This is a genomic window from uncultured Tenacibaculum sp. (assembly GCF_947502995.1).
Lineage (GTDB): Bacteria > Bacteroidota > Bacteroidia > Flavobacteriales > Flavobacteriaceae > Polaribacter.
Window position 1 is genome coordinate 181,630 of the sequence record NZ_CANNBW010000004.1, and the last position, 23,668, is coordinate 205,297.

The 23,668-nt window shown below is 30.0% G+C and carries 19 protein-coding genes; 3 read left to right on the forward strand and 16 right to left on the reverse strand.

The window, feature by feature from the left end; genetic code table 11:
• Positions 1 to 105 precede the first annotated feature (105 nt).
• The 11 genes from Q1A46_RS04800 to Q1A46_RS04850 form a co-directional block, all read right to left on the reverse strand.
• Complete coding sequence (locus tag Q1A46_RS04800; protein WP_299674649.1) at positions 106 to 3,318, reverse strand: AsmA-like C-terminal region-containing protein; 3,213 nt, start codon at positions 3,316 to 3,318, stop codon at positions 106 to 108.
• Between the two features lie 377 nt (positions 3,319 to 3,695).
• A complete protein-coding gene (locus Q1A46_RS04805) occupies positions 3,696 to 5,009 on the reverse strand; it encodes a DEAD/DEAH box helicase (RefSeq protein WP_299674652.1) in 1,314 nt (437 codons plus the stop codon).
• 2 nt (positions 5,010 to 5,011) lie between these two features.
• Positions 5,012 to 6,346, reverse strand: a complete 1,335-nt coding sequence (locus Q1A46_RS04810) for a DEAD/DEAH box helicase (protein WP_299674655.1) — start codon at positions 6,344 to 6,346, stop codon at positions 5,012 to 5,014.
• Positions 6,347 to 6,513: 167 nt separating this feature from the next.
• Positions 6,514 to 8,466, reverse strand: coding sequence for a thiamine pyrophosphate-binding protein (locus Q1A46_RS04815; RefSeq protein ID WP_299674658.1), 1,953 nt, complete (start codon positions 8,464 to 8,466; stop codon positions 6,514 to 6,516).
• A gap of 1 nt (position 8,467) precedes the next feature.
• Positions 8,468 to 8,854: a hypothetical protein gene (locus Q1A46_RS04820; protein WP_299621023.1), complete on the reverse strand. Its 387-nt coding sequence runs from the start codon at positions 8,852 to 8,854 to the stop codon at positions 8,468 to 8,470.
• A complete protein-coding gene (locus Q1A46_RS04825; RefSeq protein WP_299674661.1) occupies positions 8,854 to 10,470 on the reverse strand; it encodes a glutamate synthase-related protein in 1,617 nt (538 codons plus the stop codon). Before Q1A46_RS04825 ends, Q1A46_RS04820 begins: the two co-directional genes overlap by 1 nt.
• 75 nt (positions 10,471 to 10,545) lie before the next feature.
• Positions 10,546 to 10,917 carry a hypothetical protein gene (locus tag Q1A46_RS04830; protein WP_299674664.1) on the reverse strand — a complete coding sequence of 124 codons (372 nt, stop codon included), beginning with the start codon at positions 10,915 to 10,917 and terminating at the stop codon, positions 10,546 to 10,548.
• A 160-nt stretch (positions 10,918 to 11,077) separates the two neighbouring features.
• Positions 11,078 to 11,911 carry an AraC family transcriptional regulator gene (locus tag Q1A46_RS04835; RefSeq protein ID WP_299674667.1) on the reverse strand — a complete coding sequence of 278 codons (834 nt, stop codon included), beginning with the start codon at positions 11,909 to 11,911 and terminating at the stop codon, positions 11,078 to 11,080.
• 146 nt (positions 11,912 to 12,057) lie between these two features.
• Positions 12,058 to 12,618, reverse strand: coding sequence for a DUF6642 family protein (locus Q1A46_RS04840; RefSeq protein ID WP_373456495.1), 561 nt, complete (start codon positions 12,616 to 12,618; stop codon positions 12,058 to 12,060).
• 264 nt (positions 12,619 to 12,882) lie between these two features.
• Positions 12,883 to 13,971, reverse strand: coding sequence for a BspA family leucine-rich repeat surface protein (locus Q1A46_RS04845; RefSeq protein WP_299674673.1), 1,089 nt, complete (start codon positions 13,969 to 13,971; stop codon positions 12,883 to 12,885).
• Positions 13,972 to 14,029: 58 nt separating this feature from the next.
• Positions 14,030 to 14,671, reverse strand: coding sequence for a transglutaminase family protein (locus Q1A46_RS04850; RefSeq protein ID WP_299674677.1), 642 nt, complete (start codon positions 14,669 to 14,671; stop codon positions 14,030 to 14,032).
• A 514-nt stretch (positions 14,672 to 15,185) separates the two neighbouring features.
• Between Q1A46_RS04850 and Q1A46_RS20920 the strand changes: the two genes are divergently transcribed.
• Both Q1A46_RS20920 and Q1A46_RS04855 read left to right on the forward strand, forming a co-directional pair.
• Positions 15,186 to 15,998, forward strand: coding sequence for a hypothetical protein (locus tag Q1A46_RS20920; RefSeq protein WP_306420505.1), 813 nt, complete (start codon positions 15,186 to 15,188; stop codon positions 15,996 to 15,998).
• A 58-nt stretch (positions 15,999 to 16,056) separates the two neighbouring features.
• Positions 16,057 to 18,324: a sialidase family protein gene (locus Q1A46_RS04855; protein WP_306420506.1), complete on the forward strand. Its 2,268-nt coding sequence runs from the start codon at positions 16,057 to 16,059 to the stop codon at positions 18,322 to 18,324.
• 150 nt (positions 18,325 to 18,474) lie between these two features.
• On the opposite strand, the gene Q1A46_RS04860 is transcribed toward Q1A46_RS04855, so the two are convergent.
• Positions 18,475 to 19,317, reverse strand: coding sequence for a dienelactone hydrolase family protein (locus tag Q1A46_RS04860; protein WP_299674679.1), 843 nt, complete (start codon positions 19,315 to 19,317; stop codon positions 18,475 to 18,477).
• A 173-nt stretch (positions 19,318 to 19,490) separates the two neighbouring features.
• Between Q1A46_RS04860 and Q1A46_RS04865 the strand changes: the two genes are divergently transcribed.
• Positions 19,491 to 20,834 (forward strand): alkaline phosphatase, encoded by a 1,344-nt coding sequence (locus Q1A46_RS04865; RefSeq protein WP_299674682.1) that lies wholly within the window; start codon positions 19,491 to 19,493, stop codon positions 20,832 to 20,834.
• Positions 20,835 to 20,900: 66 nt separating this feature from the next.
• Here Q1A46_RS04865 and Q1A46_RS04870 read toward each other — a convergent pair whose 3' ends face one another.
• From Q1A46_RS04870 to Q1A46_RS04885, 4 genes are all read right to left on the reverse strand, one after another.
• Complete coding sequence (locus Q1A46_RS04870; RefSeq protein WP_299674740.1) at positions 20,901 to 21,620, reverse strand: pirin family protein; 720 nt, start codon at positions 21,618 to 21,620, stop codon at positions 20,901 to 20,903.
• A 161-nt stretch (positions 21,621 to 21,781) separates the two neighbouring features.
• Positions 21,782 to 22,207: a (4Fe-4S)-binding protein gene (locus tag Q1A46_RS04875; RefSeq protein ID WP_299674685.1), complete on the reverse strand. Its 426-nt coding sequence runs from the start codon at positions 22,205 to 22,207 to the stop codon at positions 21,782 to 21,784.
• A 19-nt stretch (positions 22,208 to 22,226) separates the two neighbouring features.
• A complete protein-coding gene (locus Q1A46_RS04880) occupies positions 22,227 to 22,520 on the reverse strand; it encodes a GNAT family N-acetyltransferase (protein WP_299674688.1) in 294 nt (97 codons plus the stop codon).
• 70 nt (positions 22,521 to 22,590) lie between these two features.
• Positions 22,591 to 23,538 carry a hypothetical protein gene (locus Q1A46_RS04885; RefSeq protein WP_299674691.1) on the reverse strand — a complete coding sequence of 316 codons (948 nt, stop codon included), beginning with the start codon at positions 23,536 to 23,538 and terminating at the stop codon, positions 22,591 to 22,593.
• Between the last annotated feature and the right edge of the window lie 130 nt (positions 23,539 to 23,668).

Here is a 23,668-nt window from a genome sequence, read left to right on the forward strand (position 1 = left end):
GGAGATATCATTCAATATTTTCTATTTAACATAATATAAATTATAGAACATTATTATCAGATAAGAATAAAACAGCGAATAATGTATATTTAAAATATATGTTAATTATTTCTTTTTCGTTTTTTTCTTCATAGAAACTTTAAAATCATCTGTAGTACCATGTAATTTTAAGTTTAAGTATTTTACTTTTTTATTAGGATCAACTTCTATAATTTGATCTTCTTCTGTTTTATTTCCACTATTTTTTTTATTCTTAAACAGTTTATACCAAACAGCTTTTTTAACGGTTTTCCAGGGAATTCTAATATAATATTCAATATTATTATTCAAATCTTGTGTTCCAGATAATTCCATATGTCCTAATGTGGATTCAATCGTCATATTAGGGATAGTTATGCGACCGTTTTTTATATCAATATGATTTTGAATCGTATCAAATTTGATCTTATTCAAGTTTTTATCTCCCATATAATTAGACAATAATTTCATAGGTTCATAATTCAGTAATTTCCCGTTAAGAACTTTTACATCCATATGAACTTCAGATTGATCTAAATCTGGTACTAAATCAGGATATACTCTAATTTTTCCATCTATAGTAGTAGAAACATGTCCTTTTAAATTGTCTGAAACCAAATGATCTTGTCCGAAATTTTCAAACTTAAATAAGAACTTATCCAAATCAATATTAGTAGCTTCTATATTAGGTTTCATATAAATTTTCTTCGGATTGCTACCGTTAAAGTAACCAGACATTTTTAAATTTCCACCAGCCGCATTCATATGTAAAGTATCTACATAAATGTAATGATTTTGGGTTGTACGTAAACTTGCTTTTATATCTTCTAAATGAATGCGTTGATACATAAAATAATCTACATCAACATCAAATTTCATATCTGTAAATGGTAGTTCATACAAATTAAAAGCATCTGCATGTGCAGCAACATCTGCTGTTTTTGACTTTATAGTTATGGTCGCTTTTTCTGATGTTTCATCAGGAGGAAAGAGTTGATCGTAATCAACATAATTTGCCTTGAAACTAAGGTAATTGTCTCTTTTTCTAACTTCCTCATTATCTCCTAAATAATAGTTCAAGCCAATATTAAAAGAAGTTCTCCCAATTTTACCTATAAAATCTTTCACTACAAGATGATCATCTTCATAATGGAAATCACCTGTAAAACGTTCAAATCGTAAAGGATGTACATGCATTTTAGTATTTAGCTTATCCAATTCTAAATCTATAGAATGTAATTTAGATGCTTTATAATGCATACAAGAATTTATATGTAAAGCTAACTTTTCAAATTCTTCATGCCTATATTCTTCAGGAACATAATTTTCACCTTGATAAGAGAAAATGTCTTCCAAACGCAACAAATCAGAAGTTAAAGTAATATCTAAATCCACATCCCCATTCAATTCTTTTTGCAACCAAAAACCATAGTTGTGTGCAAGTCCGTTAAAATGGAAATCAGAATCATCAATAAAACCTGTAAAATCTTTGATTTTAAGATCTTCATCATCAATTAGTACATCTACATGAAAATCGTGTAATTTATGTGGATAATGCTTTAATTGTGCATTTAAACTATCTACAAAAAACTCTCCTTTAGGTAAATATTTACTTTCAGTAAAAGCCTTTGCTGAGGTTTTAAATGAAAATCCAGCAGTTAAGTCTTTAATTTGTTCATCGATACCTTTTTTTATACTATCAGTAGCAGAAAACTGTGTCAATTCAGCAATATCTAACAGCTTCGATTGAATATCTAAATGAGTAACAACTAGTGTATCTGTATGATGAATAATAGCAGGTAGGTCTGATACATAACCAGTTATAGAAATATCTGATTTTCCTAAAAACATATCAAATTGATTGATTGTTGCTTTTTTTCCATTCATGACTACGTGTGCGTTCAACTTTTTTAAAGGTGCAGGAAAATCTTTGGAAGATAAACTTAGGCTATCAATTTTTAGCTCAGTATAATACGCCTGATTCAATTTACTGAGTGCTTGTTCAGGGTTATTAAGATCTACAATATCATGAAAATTCATTTTTAATGAAACCTTTCCTGACGTAATATCTGCTTGATTTAAATTCAAGAAATCCGTTACAAATTCAAGATTAAAGTCTGCATTTAATTGCATATCTATTTCTGGTTCATCAAAATTATTGATCACAACATTTCCTAAAAATTTTCCTTTCCCTAGTTTGGCCGTCATATCTTCTAACGAAAATGTTGTTGTGCGAGAACTTCGTTCCTTACCATTCGTAAAATGTCCTTTAAAACCAATGTTTTTGACTCGCTTACCTTTGTTAGGATTTTCTAAAAAAGCTTCACTTACACCAAAATTCACATCAAAAAAAGGTACTTGCTGATTCAGTGTAGGTCCTTTAACTATTGCATTAAAATAGATTTTTCCTGCATTTTTATATCGTTCTAAAACTGGGATAAGATCCTCTGGAGCAAAAGCAATAAGCATATCAAAATTTGGCTTAGCTCCTTTTATTTTAAGATCAAGATCAAAATCGTTTTTGGTATCTATTTTTCCTTCTAACTCAAAATCACCATGTTCCATAGTAACTCCCGAAGGTTCAATGGTAAGCAATCCTGAATCTTTATCAAGACTAATATCTGTATGAAGATCAAAGTGTTTGTGTTTTACATACGTAGTATCTCCATTACTAATTAAATTCATTTCAAATTTCGTATCAATATGTCCTGAAATAACTTCATTATCAATATTGAAACCACCATCAGCATCGTAAATAAATGTTTCTAAGTCGGTATTTTGACCTTCGTCTTTTTTGTGGATATCTAAATTGTGTAATTTAACTTTTTGAAGTTTAAAATCAATTGGCTCTTCGCTTTCTGTTTCATCAAAAGATTTTAATGCGTTTAAAAGGTTTAAACTTTTATCTTCATGAATTACAATATCAAAAAAACCATCTTCTACAACTAATGATTTAATGGTATAATCTCCTTCTAAAATATCCCACAAATTAAATCCAACGTAGATATCTTTAACATCCAGAATAACAGGTGAATTTTCTTTTTTTGTTTCATTTATTTTTAGATCGTCTACTTTAAAAGAAATATTTGGAAAATTACTAAACAGTGATAAATGAGTTTTTCCTATATCAATGGAACCTTTATGCTTTTTATTAAGCTCAGCGATATGATCTTTAATAATACTGTTATGTTTTGTATTGATATATAATACTGTAGCACTCAGTAATAATACAGGTAAAAGTATTACACAAGCAATAAATCGTAACCAAAATTTTCTTTTTTTAAAGACTTCGAATTTCATAATACTTGTGATTATTACAGCAGTACAAGCTTTTTGTTAAATGTTAAAACTAAAAATAATAACTAAAATTTTATTTAGCTATTTTTTTAACTTTTTCTAAATAATCTTTTTGAATATCTGTTGTAAATCGTATTTAATATTTTAGTGTCATTCCGAATTTATTTCGGAATCTCATAATGTTGATAAATAAGGATTTATGATGAGAACCTGGAACAAGTTCAGGTTGATGTTTGTTTATTATTATATATTATGAATAAGCATTATAATCTTCAAGATATTGAAAATATTAATAGAAAAATTCTTTAAAAAGTTAAAGCTATAAAGTATAATAATTATAAAATATGCATTGTCCTTCCCTCCTACGTTGATCTGGATTATTAAACAACATATATTCTCACTCTCTTCTTTTTTAAACGAGAGTTATTCAATTTTTCAGCTAAATCATTGGCAATAGTTAAAGGAACAGAAATAAATGCACAATCTTGTTTTAATTCTATAACACCTAATTGATCTTTATTTAAATTTCCTTGTTTAAAGAAAAGTCCAGCAATATCACCTTTTGATATTTTATCTTTTCGTCCACCTGAAATAAATAAAGTTGTCCAAAATTGAGGTTTCCAAACAGCTTTTTTAGAAATATCTATACCTTCTGTTTTCTTTATAAATTCTGGTAAAAACTCCTTTTTCGATTGTAAAACATACGCTACGCCTTCAGCATTTACTCTAGCTGTTCTACCATTTCTATGGGTAAATTCTTCGATTGCTCTTGGAAGTTCGTAATGAATAATAAATTTCAGCTCAGGAATATCAATGCCTCTGGCTGCCAAATCAGTAGCAACTAATAATTGAGAAGTTCCGTTTCTGAACTTAATTAAAGAACGTTCACGATCTCTTTGTTCCATTCCTCCAGAAAAGCAAGTATGACTAATCTTATTTTTCTTTAAAATGTCACTAACCTTTGCAATACTATCTTTGAAATTGCAGAAAATAATTCCTGGTTTATTTCCTATATGTAACACCAAATCAACCAAGGTTTGTGTTTTGTCTTCTTTAGGAGAAATAACTGTTTTTATTTCTAATTTTGAAGCTTTCTTATGTTGCAAGTAATTAATGATCTCAGGCTTATTTAAACCTACAAAATCAGGAATTTCAACACCTTGAGTAGCAGAAGTTAGTATTCGTTTATTGAGATTAGGAATTTGATTTATAATTCCTCTCATTTCATACTCAAACCCAACCTCTAAAGATTTATCAAATTCATCTAAAACAATGGTTTTTATACTATCCTTAGGAAAACGATCACTACTAAAATGATCTGCAATTCTTCCTGGTGTTCCTATTAAAATAGCGGGTAAATGTTTTAATTCAGCTTTATCTTTAGCCATTGGTCTTCCTCCATAAACAGCATTTATTTTAAATCCAGATCCCATATTTCTCGCAACTTGCTCGATTTGTATCGCTAATTCTCGAGAAGGAACTAAAACTAAAGCTTGAATCTCAGAATTATTCGGATCTAACGTTTTTAGTAATGGTAATAAAAAAGCTAATGTTTTCCCTGTTCCTGTTGGAGAAAGTAGCATCGTATTTGTTGATTTTTCAATAACAGTTACAGCTTCTTTTTGCATCGGGTTTAACTCATTGATATTCAATTTAGCTAAAATATCCTGCTGATTTTTAATGCTACTAGCCATAACTATTTTTTATTTTTTTGAGAATCTTGTTTCAATTTGTTTGTATTCACTTCAGCTAAATGATGTGCTAAAATCTTTTCAACTAATTCATCTTTAGTTAAATGATGAAAAACCGTTCGTACTTTTTCTTTAAATTCTTCTGAAACTGTTCTATTTGGTTTCGTTTTAAATATTTTCTTGGCCCATAACAACGTATTGTTTTCTTCTATACTTTGCGCATCTGCTTTTTTAAACTGACGAAAAGTTATTCCTAATTCATCTTCAAAATCAGGAATTTCATCAACTTCTTCTTCTTGTATAACACTTAAAGAAAGTCCCTTTGCTCCTGCTCTAGCTGTTCGCCCGCTTCTATGAACATAAGCTTCATAAGTATCTGGTAAATGATAGTTTACAACGTAAGAGACATCTTTTACGTCAATTCCACGAGCTGCCAAATCAGTGGCTACTAAAATATCGATGTGACCTGCTCTAAATTGTTCCATTATTCGATCACGAATTCCTTGAGTTAAACTTCCATGAATTGCACCTGAAGAGAATTTATTAATGGCTAATTTTTTTGCTAATTTATTTACTGCTGCTTTAGTTTTACAAAAGATAATACCTCTTTCTCCTTCTTTTGAAGCTAAAAAATGTAATAATACTTCTAACTTTTCTATTGGTTTTACAACTACATATTGATGTTTTATTCCCTGATGACCAACAGTTTTCATGTCTGCTTCAATTTGAACTACATCTTTAGACATATAATTGTTCACTAACTGTTTTATAGCTCCAGATAATGTTGCCGTAAATAATAATGTTCTTCTTTTTTTAGGAATCTCTTTAATAATACTATCTAAACCATCTTTTAAAGCACTTACCATTTCATCAGCTTCATCTAAAACAAAATAAGAGATGTTTTTGATATTAATTGCTTCACGTTTTACTAAATCTGCTAAACGTCCAGGTGTAGCTACAATAATATGTGTTTCAGTTTTTAAACGTTCAATTTGTGGTTTTATAGGAATTCCTCCACAAATAGCAGCTATAGATATTGAAGAGTCATGAGATGAAAAAGCAGTTAAATTTGCATGAATTTGTTGACCTAATTCTCTTGTTGGAGCCAAAATTACTGCTTGAATATTAGAGTTATTAGTATCTATTAACTGTAATAAAGGTAATCCAAAAGCAGCGGTCTTACCTGTTCCTGTTTTTGCTAATGCAACTACATCTTGATTTTTAGTCAAGATTATAGGAATTGTTTTTTCTTGTATATCTGTTGGTACAGAAATTTTTAAGTTAGTTAAACTCTGTTGAAATTCAGGATGTATTCCTAAGTCGGTAAAACTTTTTGACATGAAAGTATTTTTTGCAAAGGTAAGCAGTGTGATCTTAGTAATAGGAGTTTATAAAGAATAACTTGAAACTGACATATAAATATAATTATAGGCATAAAACATAACACGAATACTATGTTATGTTTTATGCCTACGAAAAATAATATGGCTTGTTTCTGTGGTTGACTTTAGATCAGATTTACATCTGCTATAATTTCTAACACAGCTGTTTTAGGCTGTTTATAGAACTCTTCCATTACAGTTTGTAAATCTTCTTGTTTTTCAACACGTTTTCCCCAAGCACCACATGATACTGCGAATTCAGAAAAGTTAGGATTTGATAATGTAGTTTTCCATACATCAAATTCTCCTGCACGTTGTTCTTTAGATATTTTACCAAGTTCATGGTTATTAATTACAATAACTTTTACGGGCATATTGTATTTAACTAGCGTTGTTATTTCAGCTAGATATTGACATAAACCTCCATCACCCGCTACTGCAACAACAGGCCTAGAATCCCCTACTGCAGCCCATGCTCCTATGGAAGCTGGTAAAGCAAATCCAATTGAACCCAAATAACCAGACATTAAAAAATCTTGATTCTTAGGTTCAAAATAACGACCAAAAGAATACGCATTATTACCAACATCTACACACATCACTGCATTTTCGGGTGTAAGTTGATTCATGGCTTCAAAAATGGCAATAGAACTAATACCATTATTTGAAGTTTCTAATAGTCTTTTTTGTTTTTCAGCTTTCCAAATAGACCAACGCTTTGCTATTTCATTTCGTTGATCATGTATATTTATTTGTCCTTCTAATTCGGTATTAAAAATAGCTAAGGTTCTTGATATTTCTCCCCAAACAGCAACATCTATTTTATGGAATTTACTTAATGCTAAAGGATCAAAATCAATTTGAATAATCGGTTTTTTAGGTGTAATTCCAGTGTGATTAGAAAAAGAAGCACCAAATACTATTAATAAATCTGATTCATTCATAAACCAAGATGCAATTGGAGTTCCACTTCTACCTAAGACACCACATCCGAGCTCATGATTATCAGAAATTAACCCTTTTCCTTTAAAAGTGGTAACCACAGCTGCATTTAAACTTTCAGCAAATTTTACAACTGCTTGTTTATGTTCTCTAGCACCATGCCCCATAATAATTACAGGACGTTTTGTTTTTTTAATTAATGCTACAGCATCATTAATAGCTGCTATTGGAGGAGCAATTTGTAATGATGTAATTCGTTTGTCTGGTGTTTTGGCTTTACTATTCGTTTTTGTAGGTAACTCTTGAACTTCGTCAGGGAATGTTAAATGAGAAACATCTCTTTTTAAAATAGCATGTTTTATAGCTAATGACATGAGTTCTGAATGCTGACTATCACTTTGAACACGTTGATTAAACTCGGCAACAGTATTAAATCCTTGTACTAAATCTACTTCTTGAAAATTACCTGTACCTACAACTTGAGTTTTTACCTGACCTGTTAAAGCTAAAATTGGTGCTCTATCTACTTTTGCGTCCCAAAGACCTGTATACATATTAGTTGCTCCTGGGCCAGCAATAGAAAAACAAGCAGCTGGTTTACCCGTTAGTTTACCATATGCAGAAGCTGCAAAAGCAGCAGCTCCTTCATGTCTTATGCCATAAAAATTTAGATTCCCTTTGTTTTCTTGACGTCTCATGGCATCTGCTAAACCAAGATTGGAATGACCTACCATTCCAAAAACTTTAGTAACACCCCAATTAATCATAGTTTCTACCATAACATCAGAAATAGTAGTTGTATGCGGGGCCTCTTCTTCTAAACCAACAAAAATAGCATTGTCTTCCTCTTTAATAGGAAATGTTTCAATTCCATCATCATGTCCCCCTGGCGAATTCCCTGTACAAGGATCAAAATCCCAACCATGCCAAGGACAACGTAACATTCCATTTTCAATAGAACCTTCTCCTAAAGGACCACCTTGATGTGGACAACGATTATCTAAAGCAGAAAATTTTCCTTTATAATGTGTTAAACAAATTCCTTTATGATTTGCTGTAACAGTTTTTACTCTACCTTCAGGTAATTCATTTTTATTACCTAAAATTTTGTACCAAACGATATTTTTTTCTGCCATTTTAATATGTAGATTTTTTAAATTGTTCTTGTCTTATTTTTACGGCTCTTAATGAATAAGTGATTAGATACCCTAAAGAAATGAATATACTTATTACACCAATAAGCATAATTATGACTCCGAATGTATTTGAAAAACTATAAAAGTTTTGAATACCAGAGATGATTCCTGAGGTTACCATTGCACCAGCGCCAATATATAAGCCTACCAAACCTTTATTTAATAATTTGAGTTGCCTGAGTTTACGATTACTAATTTCATCATCACAAGAATCTAATTTCAAACGATCAGAAATCTCGTTACTTAAGGCTATTAACTGATTTGAAGTAGATAAAATTAATAAGCCTATTCCTGGTAATATTGTAATAGGTAAATACCAATTGTCCATTATTTGTCTAAATTTAGGCCTGCATAATTGATTCCTGTTAGTTTATGCATATCAGTATCATAAGTTGATAAATCGTTATGATTAAATTTAGAAATATCATCATATCCACAAGCTCTGGCAATTACTTTAATAAGGCTATTAGTAGCCTCAAAATAGTTATGTAATTGTTTTGCAGAAGAGTCGATAATTATTCTGCTACGTAATGATTCTTTTTGAGTTGCAATACCAACTGGACAATTATTTGAACCACAAGCACGCATACCAAGACAGCCAATAGCTTGTAGTGCAGAATTTGAAACAGCAATGGCATCTGCTCCAAGCATCATAGCTTTTGCAAAATCTTCAGCAACACGTAAACCTCCTGTAATAATTAATGTAATATGAGATGCTCCAACTTTATCTAAATATTTTCTGGCTCTTGCTAAAGCAGGAATTGTTGGCACATTAATATGATCTCTTAATATTGTAGGAGCTGAACCTGTTCCTCCTCCTCTACCATCTAAAATAATATAATCTACATCACAATCTATAGCAAATTGGATATCAGCTTCTATATGACTAGCAGCAATTTTAAATCCAATGGGTATTCCTCCAGTTCGTTCACGAACTTTATTACTGAAATCTTTATAATCTTGAACAGTATGAAAATTAGGATTTGCTGCTGGAGATATTGCAGTTTCCCCCTCTTTAAGACCACGAACTTTTGCTATTTCTTTAGTTACCTTACTACCAGGAAGATGTCCTCCAGTACCTGTTTTTGCACCTTGCCCGGCTTTAAAATGAAATGCTTGTACATTGTCTAATTTTTCCCTAGAGAAACCAAATTGAGCAGAAGCCAATTCATAAAAATATTTCGAATTGTTTTCTTGTTCTTCAGGAAGTACGCCACCTTCTCCTGAACAAATTCCTGTTCCTGCTAATTCAGCTCCTTTACTTAAAGATATTTTTGCTTCGCGTGACAATGCTCCAAAGCTCATATCACTAACGAATAAAGGAATATCTAATTCTAAAGGTTTTTTGGCATTAGGCCCAATTATCACTTTTGTATTTACATTTTCGTGATCTAATAATGGTCTTGTTGCTAATTGTGCTGGTAGAAACTGAATATCATTCCATTTAGGTAATGTATTTCTATCAACTCCCATAGAGGCTGAGAAACCATGGTGACCAATGTTTCTTAAACCATTTTTAGCTAGTTCTTTGATATAACCTGTGTATGGCTCTGTATCTTCAGGATGTGTGTCTGCATACTCACCTAAATATTCATCACGATTAAAAGGTTGTGGATGATTAACTTCAAAAGCTATAATTTCATTTTCATCAACATAAATACTGTCACCTTCAATATATTCTTGAAATTTATGTAATACTTCTTTATTATTATATTCAGAAACTCCTGTATCTACTCTATAATCCCAACCATGAACCCCACAAATTAAATTATGTCCATCTACATAACCATCAGACATTAAAGCTCCTCTGTGTAAGCACCTACCATACAAAATAGAAATTCCTGTTTTATGCTTTGTAATAACTAAGTCTGTATTTTTTACTAAAGCATGTTCTGGTTTGTTTTCTTTAAGCTTAGATAATTTAGCTACTTCTATTTTTAGCATTGGAATATTGTTTTGATTAATAAGTAATTAAGATAAGAAAAAGACAGTTAAGAATTAACTGCCTTGTTTATTGTTTTAAGCGTGATAGTAACGCTCATTAATAATTTTACCATCTTTCCATTGCGAACGAACCGCTTGCTCAAACCTATGAGAAACACCGTCATTTGTTTTAAATTCCATTACAACTTCATAAAAAGTTGTGTCATCTTTTACAGCAGGACCACTAATAACATTGTAACCACCAAATTCAACAACAGTACTTAATAATTTTTCTTCTTCAGCAATACAGAAATCTTTTCCAACTTTAGGCGGGTTATTTCCTTCAAAAAGTTGAACATCATCTGCTAAATAATCGGTCATTGCTTTAATAAATTCACCTTTAGCTAATAAGGCTAAAACGTCATTCACTTTCCCTAAAATTTCATTTTCTTGATTTGATAAACTCATTTTTCTTAATTTATAATTTATTGTTGTTTCTATTTCTCTTTAATGAGAGTAGCAAAAATAAATGAGTCAACTAAGGCAAAAGATTTACATTTAACCTAATTTAATGTATATTTTTCCTAATAATTAGGATATGAAAACAAGAGATCTTAGTAAAAAGTATTTATTGTTCTTTTTTAAAATTCATAGGGGAAACACCAACATGATTTTTAAAAAATTTTGAAAAATGTGATGCTTCAGAAAACCCTAGGATAAAAGCAATTTCTTTTGAAGATTTTTCAGAGAATTGAAGTAACCTTTTAGCTTCCAATATTAAACGTTCATTAATAATTTGTAAAGGCTTTTTGTCATTATATTTAGCAAATAAGTTCGATAATGTTTTTGGTGTTTTATTTAATAATAATGCATATTCAGAAACTTTATGCTTTTCTTTGAAATGTGCTTCAACTAGTAGATTATATTGCCTAATAACGTCTATTTTAGATTGAGTCATACCAGGTTCAATAATAGTTTTCTTCAATAATCTAACCGATTTTATTAAAAGTCTTTTAAGTAATACTCTTAACATCTCACCTTGAATATGGTCTTTAGTTTCAAACTCTTCTTCGAGAATCATGAACAAAGATTCGAAACTTTTAATTTCTTTTTCAGATAATGAAACAGTCGCTGGAACTGATGATCCTAAAAACAAAAAACCATTACAAGATACTTCATGATCATGATCTCTAATACAATAAAATTCTCTTTCGAAAACTAAAGATATAGCGCCTTGAATATAAGGCTCTAATTGAATTATATTGAATGGAGTACAAAATAAGACATTGTTTTTTTTAAGTAACATTGAGTAGCCATCAATGCCAATTTTAATATCTTGATCTTTAGCCCAAATTATTTTATAAAAACTCCCTAAACCCAAACGGTTTTCAAAAGAAGCACAATTGAAATCGGTTAAAATAAACCTTCCATTCTCTGGATATCCACTGTATGTATAATTCATTTATATCTAAATTTTAGCATATCAATTAAAATTTGATATTACTATTTTATGTAAGAGAAAAAAATTAAAATTTTCTTTTCTTCGAAACAAATTTAAATAGCGCAAAAGGATTTAGTATAAATTAGTGTAGTTAAAAAGTTGTTAATCTAGTAGTATAATCTGAAGTCTAATAATTTACATAATTTATAGCATTTTCGGTGTAGTTTTTCTACAACTTCAAACATATCATCATCTTCATTAAACAAATTAAAGAATACTTTATCTAGATTTGCACTAGATATTCCATTGAATTCGTATCCGTAACCTGAAATGGCTTTAGCTCCAGTTATATCTAAAAAATATTGAGCTTCATCTTCATCTAAATCAAGTACTTTGGCATTAGAGAAATGTAATATTTTATCATTAAGTCTTCCTTCAAAAATCTCAGCAATTTCCTGTAAACTATAATAATAATCGTTCAAACAAATACTATTGGCTTCACCAGTCATAACTAGATAAATGATTTCATAATTCTTGAAATTATGATCATCTAAAACTAATGCGTTTAAACTATTTTCTAGATCTTCTATGGTATCACAAGTTTTATGAATACTAGTAATTCCATAATCCATTGTTAATTCTTCTAACTTTTTTTGAGTGTCAGTAACAATGTCAATTTCTACGTCATTTACACCTTCCAAACAGAATATAAAATAATCTGTTTCTATAAATTGTTTTTGAACTAATTCTCGTTTTTTTTCTAACAAGTTTGAGGATTTAAAATACAATTACAAAAATAAATATCTCATGAAAGAAATGTTTTTAATATGTATCACAAAAAATTATACTTAGGGATTAATTTATAAGAAATACTGATAATACATCAAAGAAACTCTAATCTCTGAGAATTTAGTATACAGTATAAATGATCGTGAATTTTCAAATACGCGATTCTCAGCAATTGTAAATTTTACAAAAAAATTGGCTGTATTTTAATCGCAAGAAAATGAATCTTCTTTGATACTCCAATTATACTTTTCGATTAATTGTTGTATTGCATTTTTTCCTTTACAATATTTTAGATTGTAAGCATTCAAACTAATATTTCTCTTTACGTTTTGTTTTGCCCAACTTATTAATGTAGCGTCATAGTTATTAACATTAATTTTTGCATACTCAAACATATTGTACATTTCCTCTACATTTTCAATATTCCAGTTAGCTAAAGATTGATTAAACGCCACTGCTTCAGTAAACATATATGACATATTGGTAACGTTTGTAACATTCCATTTTCCTATAGGTTGATTAAATGAATGATATTCTAAAGGTATTTCACTAGCAAACATTTCAGACATATCAGTTACATTAGAAACATCCCAATTTCCAATAGGTTGATTAAATGCATAAGCACAAGAAAACATCTTGGACATGTAAGCGACTTTACTAACATCCCAATTTTCAATAGGTTGATTAAATGATGTTGCTTTATAAAACATCATAGACATATCAGTTACATTAGAAACATTCCATTTATCAATTCTACTATTAAAATTATCAGCACCAATAAACATTCCTGACATATCTGTAATATTAGATACATCCCAATTATTAATATTTCCTTTGAAATTATCAGCACCATGGAACATAAAAGAAAAATCTGTAACACCTTTTAGATTAGGTGTATCAATAGCATTACATACTAGGTTTCTACAGTTCATAAAGGCGAAACTAAAACTTTTCCATTCAATGTTTCCCCATTGTTCGATAGAATACAACTTAGAAGCCTCTTTAATTTTCATTCCTAATTTTCGGAAATAAATAGATGGAAAAACTCCATTGATTTCTACTGTATAAGTACCAGGTTTAGCATAAGTATGCTTTGCATTTTCTGTTAAATCTGTGTCTAATGTTCCATCTCCCCAATTTACAGAATATTGATATTTCTCACCATAAAAATCTGTAGGAATGGTAATACTAAGATCTTCTGAACTAACCTTCCAGGTGGTAATAAAACCATTACCTGCCCAACTTAAAAAAGGAATAGAAATTAGACAGAAGAATAAAACTTTTTTTAACATAAGAGACAATTTTTAAAGTTGATAAAAATAATACTTTTAATTCTTAAGACTTCTTATTCTATTCTATTTTAATTTCAGTATCGTTTTTAAAAATTTCATAGAGTTTAGGATAATTTTTTTGAAATGTTTTTTTAATAAAATCTAAAGGAATATCTTCAAAACTCCCATAATCTTCTAGGTAAGTCATAAACTTTTGATCTTTATTATTAAACTGTTGAAATACTGAATCTTCAGTTCCTTTAAAATTTAAAACATCTACTTGAAATATTTCGCATAACTCTTTATTAAATGCAGGAGAACATTTAACCCAATTTCCATTATAAAAAACCTCTGTAAGTCCATGTGGAGCTATTTCATTACTTCCAAGTTTTTCAATCAACTTATCGATGGCTATATGATTAGAAACTTTAGCCAAACGTAATCTGGCAGGAATATTTAAAGCTCTTAAACAAGCAACATATAGGATAGATTTATCAATACAATGTCCATCTTTTTTCTTTGCTATTGTGCTTGCTTTAAAATGATTAGCAGTAAGTCCTATATTATAAGCGTTATAACGCCAATGATCTCTAACAAAAAGATATAATTGTTCTATTTTCTCTTGCTCTGAATTTAAATGGCGAAAATTTTTAACTATATCCTGAATTACAGGATGTTCATAATTTAGATAGTATGATGATTTTAAAAATTGATTTTCCATATTTCTAAAATAAAAAATATGAATTAGTTATGAAGAAAATAGATTATTAAAATAAAAAAAGTCTCTCAATATAGATAAGTATTCGAGAGACTTTCTAATCTTCGTGTGAAGATTCGGGGGAAAGAAAGTATGATATAAATATAAGATAATTAACTGTTTATGAATACAGGTAAAACACCTTTTATAAATAAAAGTAAAAAAGCCTACGATAAAATTTCGTAGGCTTTTTGATCAAGTAACCATATTTCCCCCAACGATCATTGATCTATTTGTATATAATGTTTAATACTTTTTAGTCATATCTTAAACAAAAATAATAAAAAAAATTAATGATTAACATATATTTAATTAATATACAAGGGTTTTCCTGTTTCATATTTCAATTTAATGTCTAATTAATAATCTGTTTAATTTTAAAAAAACCATAATTTTAATATGAGGTTTAACAAAACTTAAAGAATAATTCTTGTTATTTTACATGCTTTTACTAAAACCAACCTAATACTTTTATAATATGAATTTTAGGATTATTGTTCTTTTAATCTCATTTCCTGTGTTGATTTTTGCTCAAGAGACTAATCAATACTTCTCTTCCATGAAATATAGAAACATTGGACCTTTTAGAGGTGGGCGTTCTGTGAGTGCAACAGGAGTTGCAAATAACCCACTCACCTATTATATGGGAACTACAGGAGGAGGACTTTGGAAAACAGAAGACGCAGGACAACATTGGAAGAATATAAGTGATGGATTTTTTAAAACAGGTTCTGTTGGAGCTGTTGCTACATCAGAAAGTAATCCAAATATTATTTATGTTGGAATGGGTGAACATGCTATTCGTGGAGTAATGACTTCCTATGGAGATGGTGTTTATAAATCAACAGATGCTGGTAAGACTTGGAAACATATTGGATTAACCAAAACTGAACAAATTTCAAGAATTTTAATACATCCAACCAATCCTGATATTGTTTATGTAGCCGCACAAGGAAAATACTCTTCCCCTACTTCAGAGAGAGGTGTTTATAAATCTATCGATGGTGGTAAAACTTGGGAAAAAACTTTATTTGTAAATGATTTTTCTGGAGCTTCAGAACTATCAATAGATGTTAATAATCCACAAATTTTATATGCTGCTTTATGGCATCACCAAAGAACACCATGGAAAATGATAAGTGGTGGCGAAGGAAGTGGAATTTATAAATCTGATGACGCAGGTGAAACATGGAAAAAAATACATAAAGGATTACCAAAAGAACTTGGAAAATTAGCTGTTGCTGTTTCTAGAAGTAATAGTAATAAGGTATATGCTTTAGTAGAAAGTTGATACACAAAAAGACAATAGTGGATTATATGTATCTAATAATGCAGGAAAAAGCTGGTCTTTGGCAAGTGGAGATAACAGATTAACACAACGTGCTTGGTATTATACTGAAGTTTTTATAGATCCTAAGGATGAAGAAACTATATATGTGTTAAGTGCTCCTGCATTACGCTCTAAAAATGGAGGAAAAAGTTGGGAAAGAATTACCGGAACTCATGGAGATTATCATGATTTATGGATTAATCCAAACAATTCAAAAAATATGGTGATAGCAAACGATGGTGGTGCTGCAATCTCTTATAACTTCGGAAAAAGTTGGTCTACTCAAAACATTATGCCAACATCTCAGTTTTATAGAATTAATGTAGATAATTTATTTCCATATAACATTTATGCTGGTCAACAAGACAATTCTTCTATCAGAATCGCCAGTATGAATATGACTGGTTATAGTATTTCTGAGCGTAATTGGACAAGATCTGCTGGTGGAGAAAGTGCTTTTTTAGCTTTTGATAAAAACAATCCAAAAATTGTTGTTGGAGGTAGTTATTTAGGAACTATTGAAGTTTTGGATATGGAAAATATGATTAGTACTAATATTATGGCAGCTCCGCTTCAATATTTAGGAAAAGCTGCTAGAGATATGAAATATTTGTACAATTGGAATGCTCCAATTATTTGGTCTCAACATGAACCAAACACAATTTTTCATGGAGCTCAATTAGTTTTAAAATCAACAGATTTAGGTAAAAACTGGACACACTTTTCTCCTGATTTAACTAGAAATATCGATAAAAAACAAGGAAAAGGTGGTGGACCTTATACTAATGAAGCCGTTGGAGCAGAAAATTATGGTACTATTAGTTATTTAATAGAATCACCACATGAAAAAGGAGTTTTTTATTCAGGAAGTGACGATGGTCTGGTTCATATTACTAAAGATAATGGAAAAACATGGCAAAATATTACACCTAAAAATCTTGGAGAAACTTTAGTAAACGCAATTGAAGTATCTCCACATAATCCTGCTGTAGTTTATATAGCAACTACTAAATATAAATTGGGTGATTATACTCCTGCCCTATTTAAGAGTTCAAATTATGGTAAAACATGGAAATCTATCAATACTGGAATTCCTTATGGTGCTCATACAAGAGTTATTAGAGAAGATAAAACTAAAAAAGGTTTATTATATGCAGGTACTGAATTAGGTGTTTATATCTCTTTTAATGATGGAGCAAATTGGGAATCATTCCAAAGAAACCTTCCCGTAACTCCAATTTTAGATTTAAAAGTACATCAGAATGATTTAATTGTAGCTACTTCTGGTAGAGCTTTCTGGATTTTAGATAATTTATCATTACTCTCTCAGTATAAAAAGAACAATAAAACAGTTAAAGTATATACTCCTGAACCTATTTACTATGGAAATTGGGGAAGTAGAATGAGTGGTAATATTTCTAGTTTTAATGGTATGCAAAACTTTGTAGGTGTTAATCCTGCAAATGGAATTGAATTGTATTATGATTTACCTTCAATAGATAAATCTAAACCTGTAACATTAACTGTTCTTGATGATAAAGGTAAAACTATAAATACCTATACTTCAGAAAGTGATAAAAACTATATTCCTCACAATGGAGGTGGTGCACCTAGAGCTCCAAGGTTATCTAAGAAAAAAGGATTGAATCGTTTTGTATGGAATATGCAACATAAAATAGTTCCAGGTGTTCCTAAAGTTTATATTGAAGCTAATTTCAGAGGTCATAGAGTTGCTCCTGGTACTTATACAATGAAATTATCTTATGATGGAAAAACGTACACAACAACTGCTGTTATAAAAGAGAATCCAAATTATAATATTACTAAGGCTGAATTTGAAGAATATGATCAAATTATGAGTCAGATGGAAGCTAGTGTTACAGATATGCATACTAAGGTTAACTTATTAAACAATATATCTAAAGACATTAAGAAGTCTATTCAACAAATGAAAAAAGGAAATAACAATGAATCTTTAGTAGCAGAAGGAAAAAAACTTTTGAAAGAAATAAAAGCTTGGGATGAATTGATGGTTCAACGTAGATCTCAAGCTTATGATGATGTTGAAAATTTTGAAAATAAATTTTCTGCAGAATACTTATTCTTAATGAATCAAACTAGTGGAAGCTTACCAAAAGTTACTCAGGCTTCAATTGACACTAAAACAGAATTAGATAAACAATGGAACACTTTAAAAAAGACAGCGGAAGATTTAATTCATAATACGATTCCTAGATTTAATGAAAAATTATGGAAAGCTGGTATTGGAGCTATTAAAATGAAATAAAAACAACTGATACTGTAAATAAAAAGTCTCTTGATTTTAACTTCAAGAGACTTTTTAGGTTAAAAAACCTTGGGGGACTTAAAATAAGGTAATTACCTTATCGGTTTATTACTAACAATATAATGATTATTAATGTAAAAACAAAATAAATTAATCATTAAATACACTTTTAAGCAAGTCTTGTAAACTATTCCAAGACTTTTTATCAGCTTCTGCATTATACGCCAAAGGTAAATTGAACTTTTTACCATTTTCGTCAGCAGTTTTAGAAGTAAAACTATGTTTAGCACCTGGATAAGAAAAATATTGGTACTTCGCTCCTATTGAGTCTAAAGCTGATTTAAAAGTTGTTACAGATTCAGGACTTACAAAAGGATCATCTGCTCCATTACAAACTAAAACTTGAGCTTTTAAATCTTTGTTTGGCATTACCGGTAATGCAACTCCACTATGAAAAGCTGCAACAGCATCTAAATCAAAACCACTGTTAGCCATAGTTAATGCTACACTTCCTCCAAAACAATATCCGATAGCAGCTATTTTTTCTCCATTTACTGATTCATGATTTTTTAATAATTCTACAGCAGCATTAAAACGCTTTTTTGCTACAGGTAAGTTTTTCATTACATTTCCAGCAAATTTACCTGCATCGCTTGGGTGATTTGCTTGTTTTCCATCTCCATACATATCAACAGCAATGGCAGTATATCCTAATTCTGCCAACATATTTGCACGTTCTCTTACGTAATCGTTATGTCCCCACCATTCGTGAACAATAAGTATACCTGGGCGTTTCCCTTTGTTATTTTCATCAAAAGCAATGTAACCTTTCAAATTTGTTGAATCGGAAGCATAAGTAACTTCTTCTCCTTTAATTTTTATCGTCTTTTCTGCTACCGGAGTTTCAACCTTAGGTTTAGCCTCAGTCTTTTCCTTACAAGAGATTACAAAAGATAAGGTAATTAATACTAGAATAGAGTTTAGTGATTTCATTAGTGATCGTATTTTATTTGGTGTTATAAATATAGTCATTGTTCTTTAAAAGAGAATTTTATCAGAAGATCATATTACTCTAATGCTTTCTTTATCTTTTAAAAACATTATATCAAACAATAACTTTAACTTTGTCTAATTACTAAATCAATAATTACATTAATTTTTATTTCATGATTAAAAAGTTATTTCTTGTTGTACTACTAACAGTTTCTGGCTATGTTGGTTTTGCTCAAGATAAAATTCAATCGGGACCAATGGTAGGATATTCAACGATGCGTGAAGTTTTATTATGGGTCCAAACTACTAAAGCTTCTGAAGTTCATTTTGAATATTTTGATAAACAAAATCCAAAGGAACGTTTTAAAACCGATACTTATACAACCAACAAAAAAGATGGTTTTGTTGCTCAATTAATAGCCGATAAAGTATTGCCAGGAAAAAAATACACATATGAGGTGTATGTAAATGGTAAAAAAGTGAAAAAAAATTACCCAATGGAATTTCAATCGCAAACACTTTGGCAATGGAGAACAGATCCTCCTGAAATTAATTTTGCTATAGGAAGTTGTGCTTATATTAATGAAACTCGTTTTGATAGACCCGGGAAACCTTATGGTAGTAATTATGAGATTTTTACAACCATTCACTCTAAAAGACCAGATTTTATGCTTTGGTTAGGTGACAACACATATTTAAGAGAAGCCGATTGGAGTTCTCGTACTGGTTTTTTACACAGATACACACATACAAGATCTTTAAAAGAATTACAACCTTTATTGGCTTCTACACATAATTATGCAATTTGGGATGATCACGACTTTGGTCCGAATGATTCTGATGGAAGTTTTCCTTTAAAAAACACAGCTGCAGAAATGTTTAAACTTTTCTGGGGAAATCCTAATTACGATGCTTTAGGAACTGGTGGAATTACAGGTTCTTTTCAATGGGGAGATTTAGACTTTTTTATGTTAGATAACCGATATTACAGAACGGCAAATAGAAACTTTACAGGAGAGCGTCAAATGTTAGGAAAAGAACAAATAGATTGGTTAATTAATTCATTATCATCTAGTAGAGCTCCTTTTAAATTTATTGCTATCGGAGGTCAAGTATTAAGTTCTGAAGCGATGCATGAAAACTATGCTATTTTTCCAAAAGAGAGAGCTTATTTAATTCGTAAAATTAGAGAAGCTAAAATTGAAGGTGTTATTTTCTTAGATGGAGATCGTCATCACACAGCATTAAGTGTTATGAAAGAAAGTAGTAGTGTTTACCCTTTATATGATTTGACTTGTTCTCCTTTAACTTCTGGAGCGCATGCAAGTAAAGAAGAGTTCAATAATTATAAATTGCAAGAAACCCTAGTTGGTGAACATAATTTTGGATTAATGAAAGTTAGTGGTCCTCGTACTGATCGAGTTTTAACCATTCAAATTTTAAATAAAGATGGAAAAGAAATGTGGACTAAAAACATTAAAGCTAGAGATTTAAAATACAAATCTAGAAGAAGATAATTATAAAAAAGTGCCTGTAAATTTACAGGTACTTTTTTTATCATGCTCTTGGTTTTAATTTTCCTTTTAGTTTATAGAATTCATAGGTACTTCTATGAGTAAAACTTTACTATTGGTTTTAGATGTCAAATTAAAACTTTCAATATCCCATAATCCGAAACCATCTCTTTTTTCTAAAGATTGACCTTCTATTTCTACTTCTCCATCAAGAACAAAAGCGTAAACACCATTTTCTTTTTTATTAATATTATAAGTTGTTTTTGAATTAGCTTCAAAATCTCCCAAATACATCCAAGCATTTTGATGAATCCAAACTCCTTGATCATCTGGATTTGGAGATAAAACTTGGTAGAATGAATTCTTTGTAGCTAAGTCTTTAATTGAAATTTGATCATATCTTGGAGTTACATTTTGTTGATTGGGTACAATCCAAATTTGCAAGAATTTTACATCTGTCTCTTGGTTCTTATTGAACTCACTATGATAAATACCTTTTCCAGCACTCATGGCTTGAACATCTCCTTGTTTTATAACAGCATTATTTCCCATGCTATCTTTATGTTCTAAATCACCTTCTAGTGGAATTGAAATGATTTCCATATCTCTATGCGGATGAGTGCCAAAACCTTTTCCACCTTGAACAATATCATCATTCAGTACACGAAGTACGCCAAAATTCATTCGTTCTGGGTTGTAATAATTTGCAAAACTGAAAGAATGATGTGAATCTAACCAACCATGATTAGCATGTCCTCTTGTATTTGCTTTATGTAAAACTGTTTTCATTGTTTTAATCTCCTTATTCGGAATATGATTAAATCCGATTTGATTATTATTTTTTTTAGGATTATTAGAGTTTGTACTACTTAACTTTGGTACAAATGCCGTAAACAATCCTGCTAATAATGAGTTTTTTAAAAACTTTTTTCTATCCATAAGATTTGTTATTACCCATTAAACCCTGATTTAATATGCGCACCATCACAATAAGGTTTATTATCTGAATGTCCACATCGACAAAATGCTGTGGTTTTATTTTTTGCTTCTGTATTTCCATCTTTGTCTGTTACTTTCAGTGTTCCATACACTAACAACGGACCATTTTCAAGTACTTCGACTTTGGTTTCTAAGGTTTCTGCTTCTTTATTATCCTTATCATTCATATAATAGCTTAAAGCACCAGATGGGCATTTTTTAATTTGAGCTCTTAGCTCTTCAGTTGTTGCATTTTCAATTTTCAACCAAGGTCTAGCTTTAGGATTATAAACTTTTGGTAATGCTTTTACACATTCTGCAGCATGAATACATGTTTTAGGTTTCCATACAATGGTTAATTCACCATTTGAATATTCTTTGATAATTTCTTTGTCCATGGTTGGTTGTTTTAAATGATTAAATATTAATTCCCTTTGAAAGAAGTTGTTTCCATTCTGGATGGTTTTTAATGTAATGTGCTACGAAAGGACATAGCGGAACAAGCTTTAAATCTTTTTCTTTAATATCGCTCAAAACAGCTTTTACTAACGCCGAACCAATTCCTTTACCTTCAAGAGCTTTTGGAACTTCTGTGTGTGTCAAAAATATTTGAGCTTGAACGTTTATTTTATATTCAATTTTGGCAATATGATTATCAACATGAAATTCATATTGCTCATAGGTTTCATTGTTTTTTAATTCAAAATTCATGATGTAAAGTGATTTCTTAAATTTACTAATTAAATTAGTCTTTTGCTAATTGTACTAATTTGTAATTCAGTTATTTGATGTTGAATTTTAATTTTTGAATTTTTCCTTCTTGATGATATTTTAAGCTTCCTATTTTATGATCAAATAATCCGTTTAAGTTGTTTCCAGAAGGATCTGATAATCTTGAATTGATCTTAAGTATGTAATCTCCTTTTGTCCATTTTTGATTAGGAATAAATTTCCAAGACTTCTCGTTATTATTAAATTTAATTTTACCATCAATTCTATCATTACCGGATGAAAAAACAAACAATCTGTTTTGTAAAGACATCATATCAATACTTTCTTTAAAATCAATATTTAGACTTTCAGTAGTATTTGCTTTAGGAGATTTTAAGGTCCATTTTTCATGATTTGGTGATTGAGTATCTTCTTCCGTCACATAAAAATGTTTAGTGTAAGAATTCTTTAGTCTTTGACCATAAATATCTTCTAAGTTAGAAACAACAATTTTATAGTTTTCACCTGACTCTAAAGCACGACCAAGGTTTTCATTAATCTTCAATCCCGTTTTAACTCTTGATGGATCAAATATTATGGTTAATTGTGTTTGTGCTTCATTCCAAAGTTCATAAACGTTATTAAATATAACTCCTTTTACTTCTATTCCTGTTGAATTATAGAGCTTGATGTTTTTTAAGTTTCCAGTTGTTTTCATTGGATTTGAAAACTGAATATACATACGAAGTATATTCTCTGGAATTTTGTTCTTTGTGGGATAAACTGCAGTTACTACGGGTTTACTTCTTACACTTTTAGGAACTAAAAATTCTTGCTGGTCATCATTCGTTTTAATGATATAAGTTTTGCCTTGTAGAAAGGGAAATCTTGGTATAAAAATGATTGAATTAGTTTGTGTTACAAATGATCCAACTATCTCTGTTTTTGTATGATCTTGATTTGATGAATCTAATAAGTAAACTTTTGTATGTTTCTTTTGAAAATTCCAGTTCTTCAAAATCAGTTTATCTTTTTTAACGATAAGTTTTGAGTTTTGACTGGTTAATGAAATCTTTATTAAGAAACATAAGACAAAAAGAAGAAAGTAAACACGTATCATATGAATAATGGATTGAAAATCACAGGTA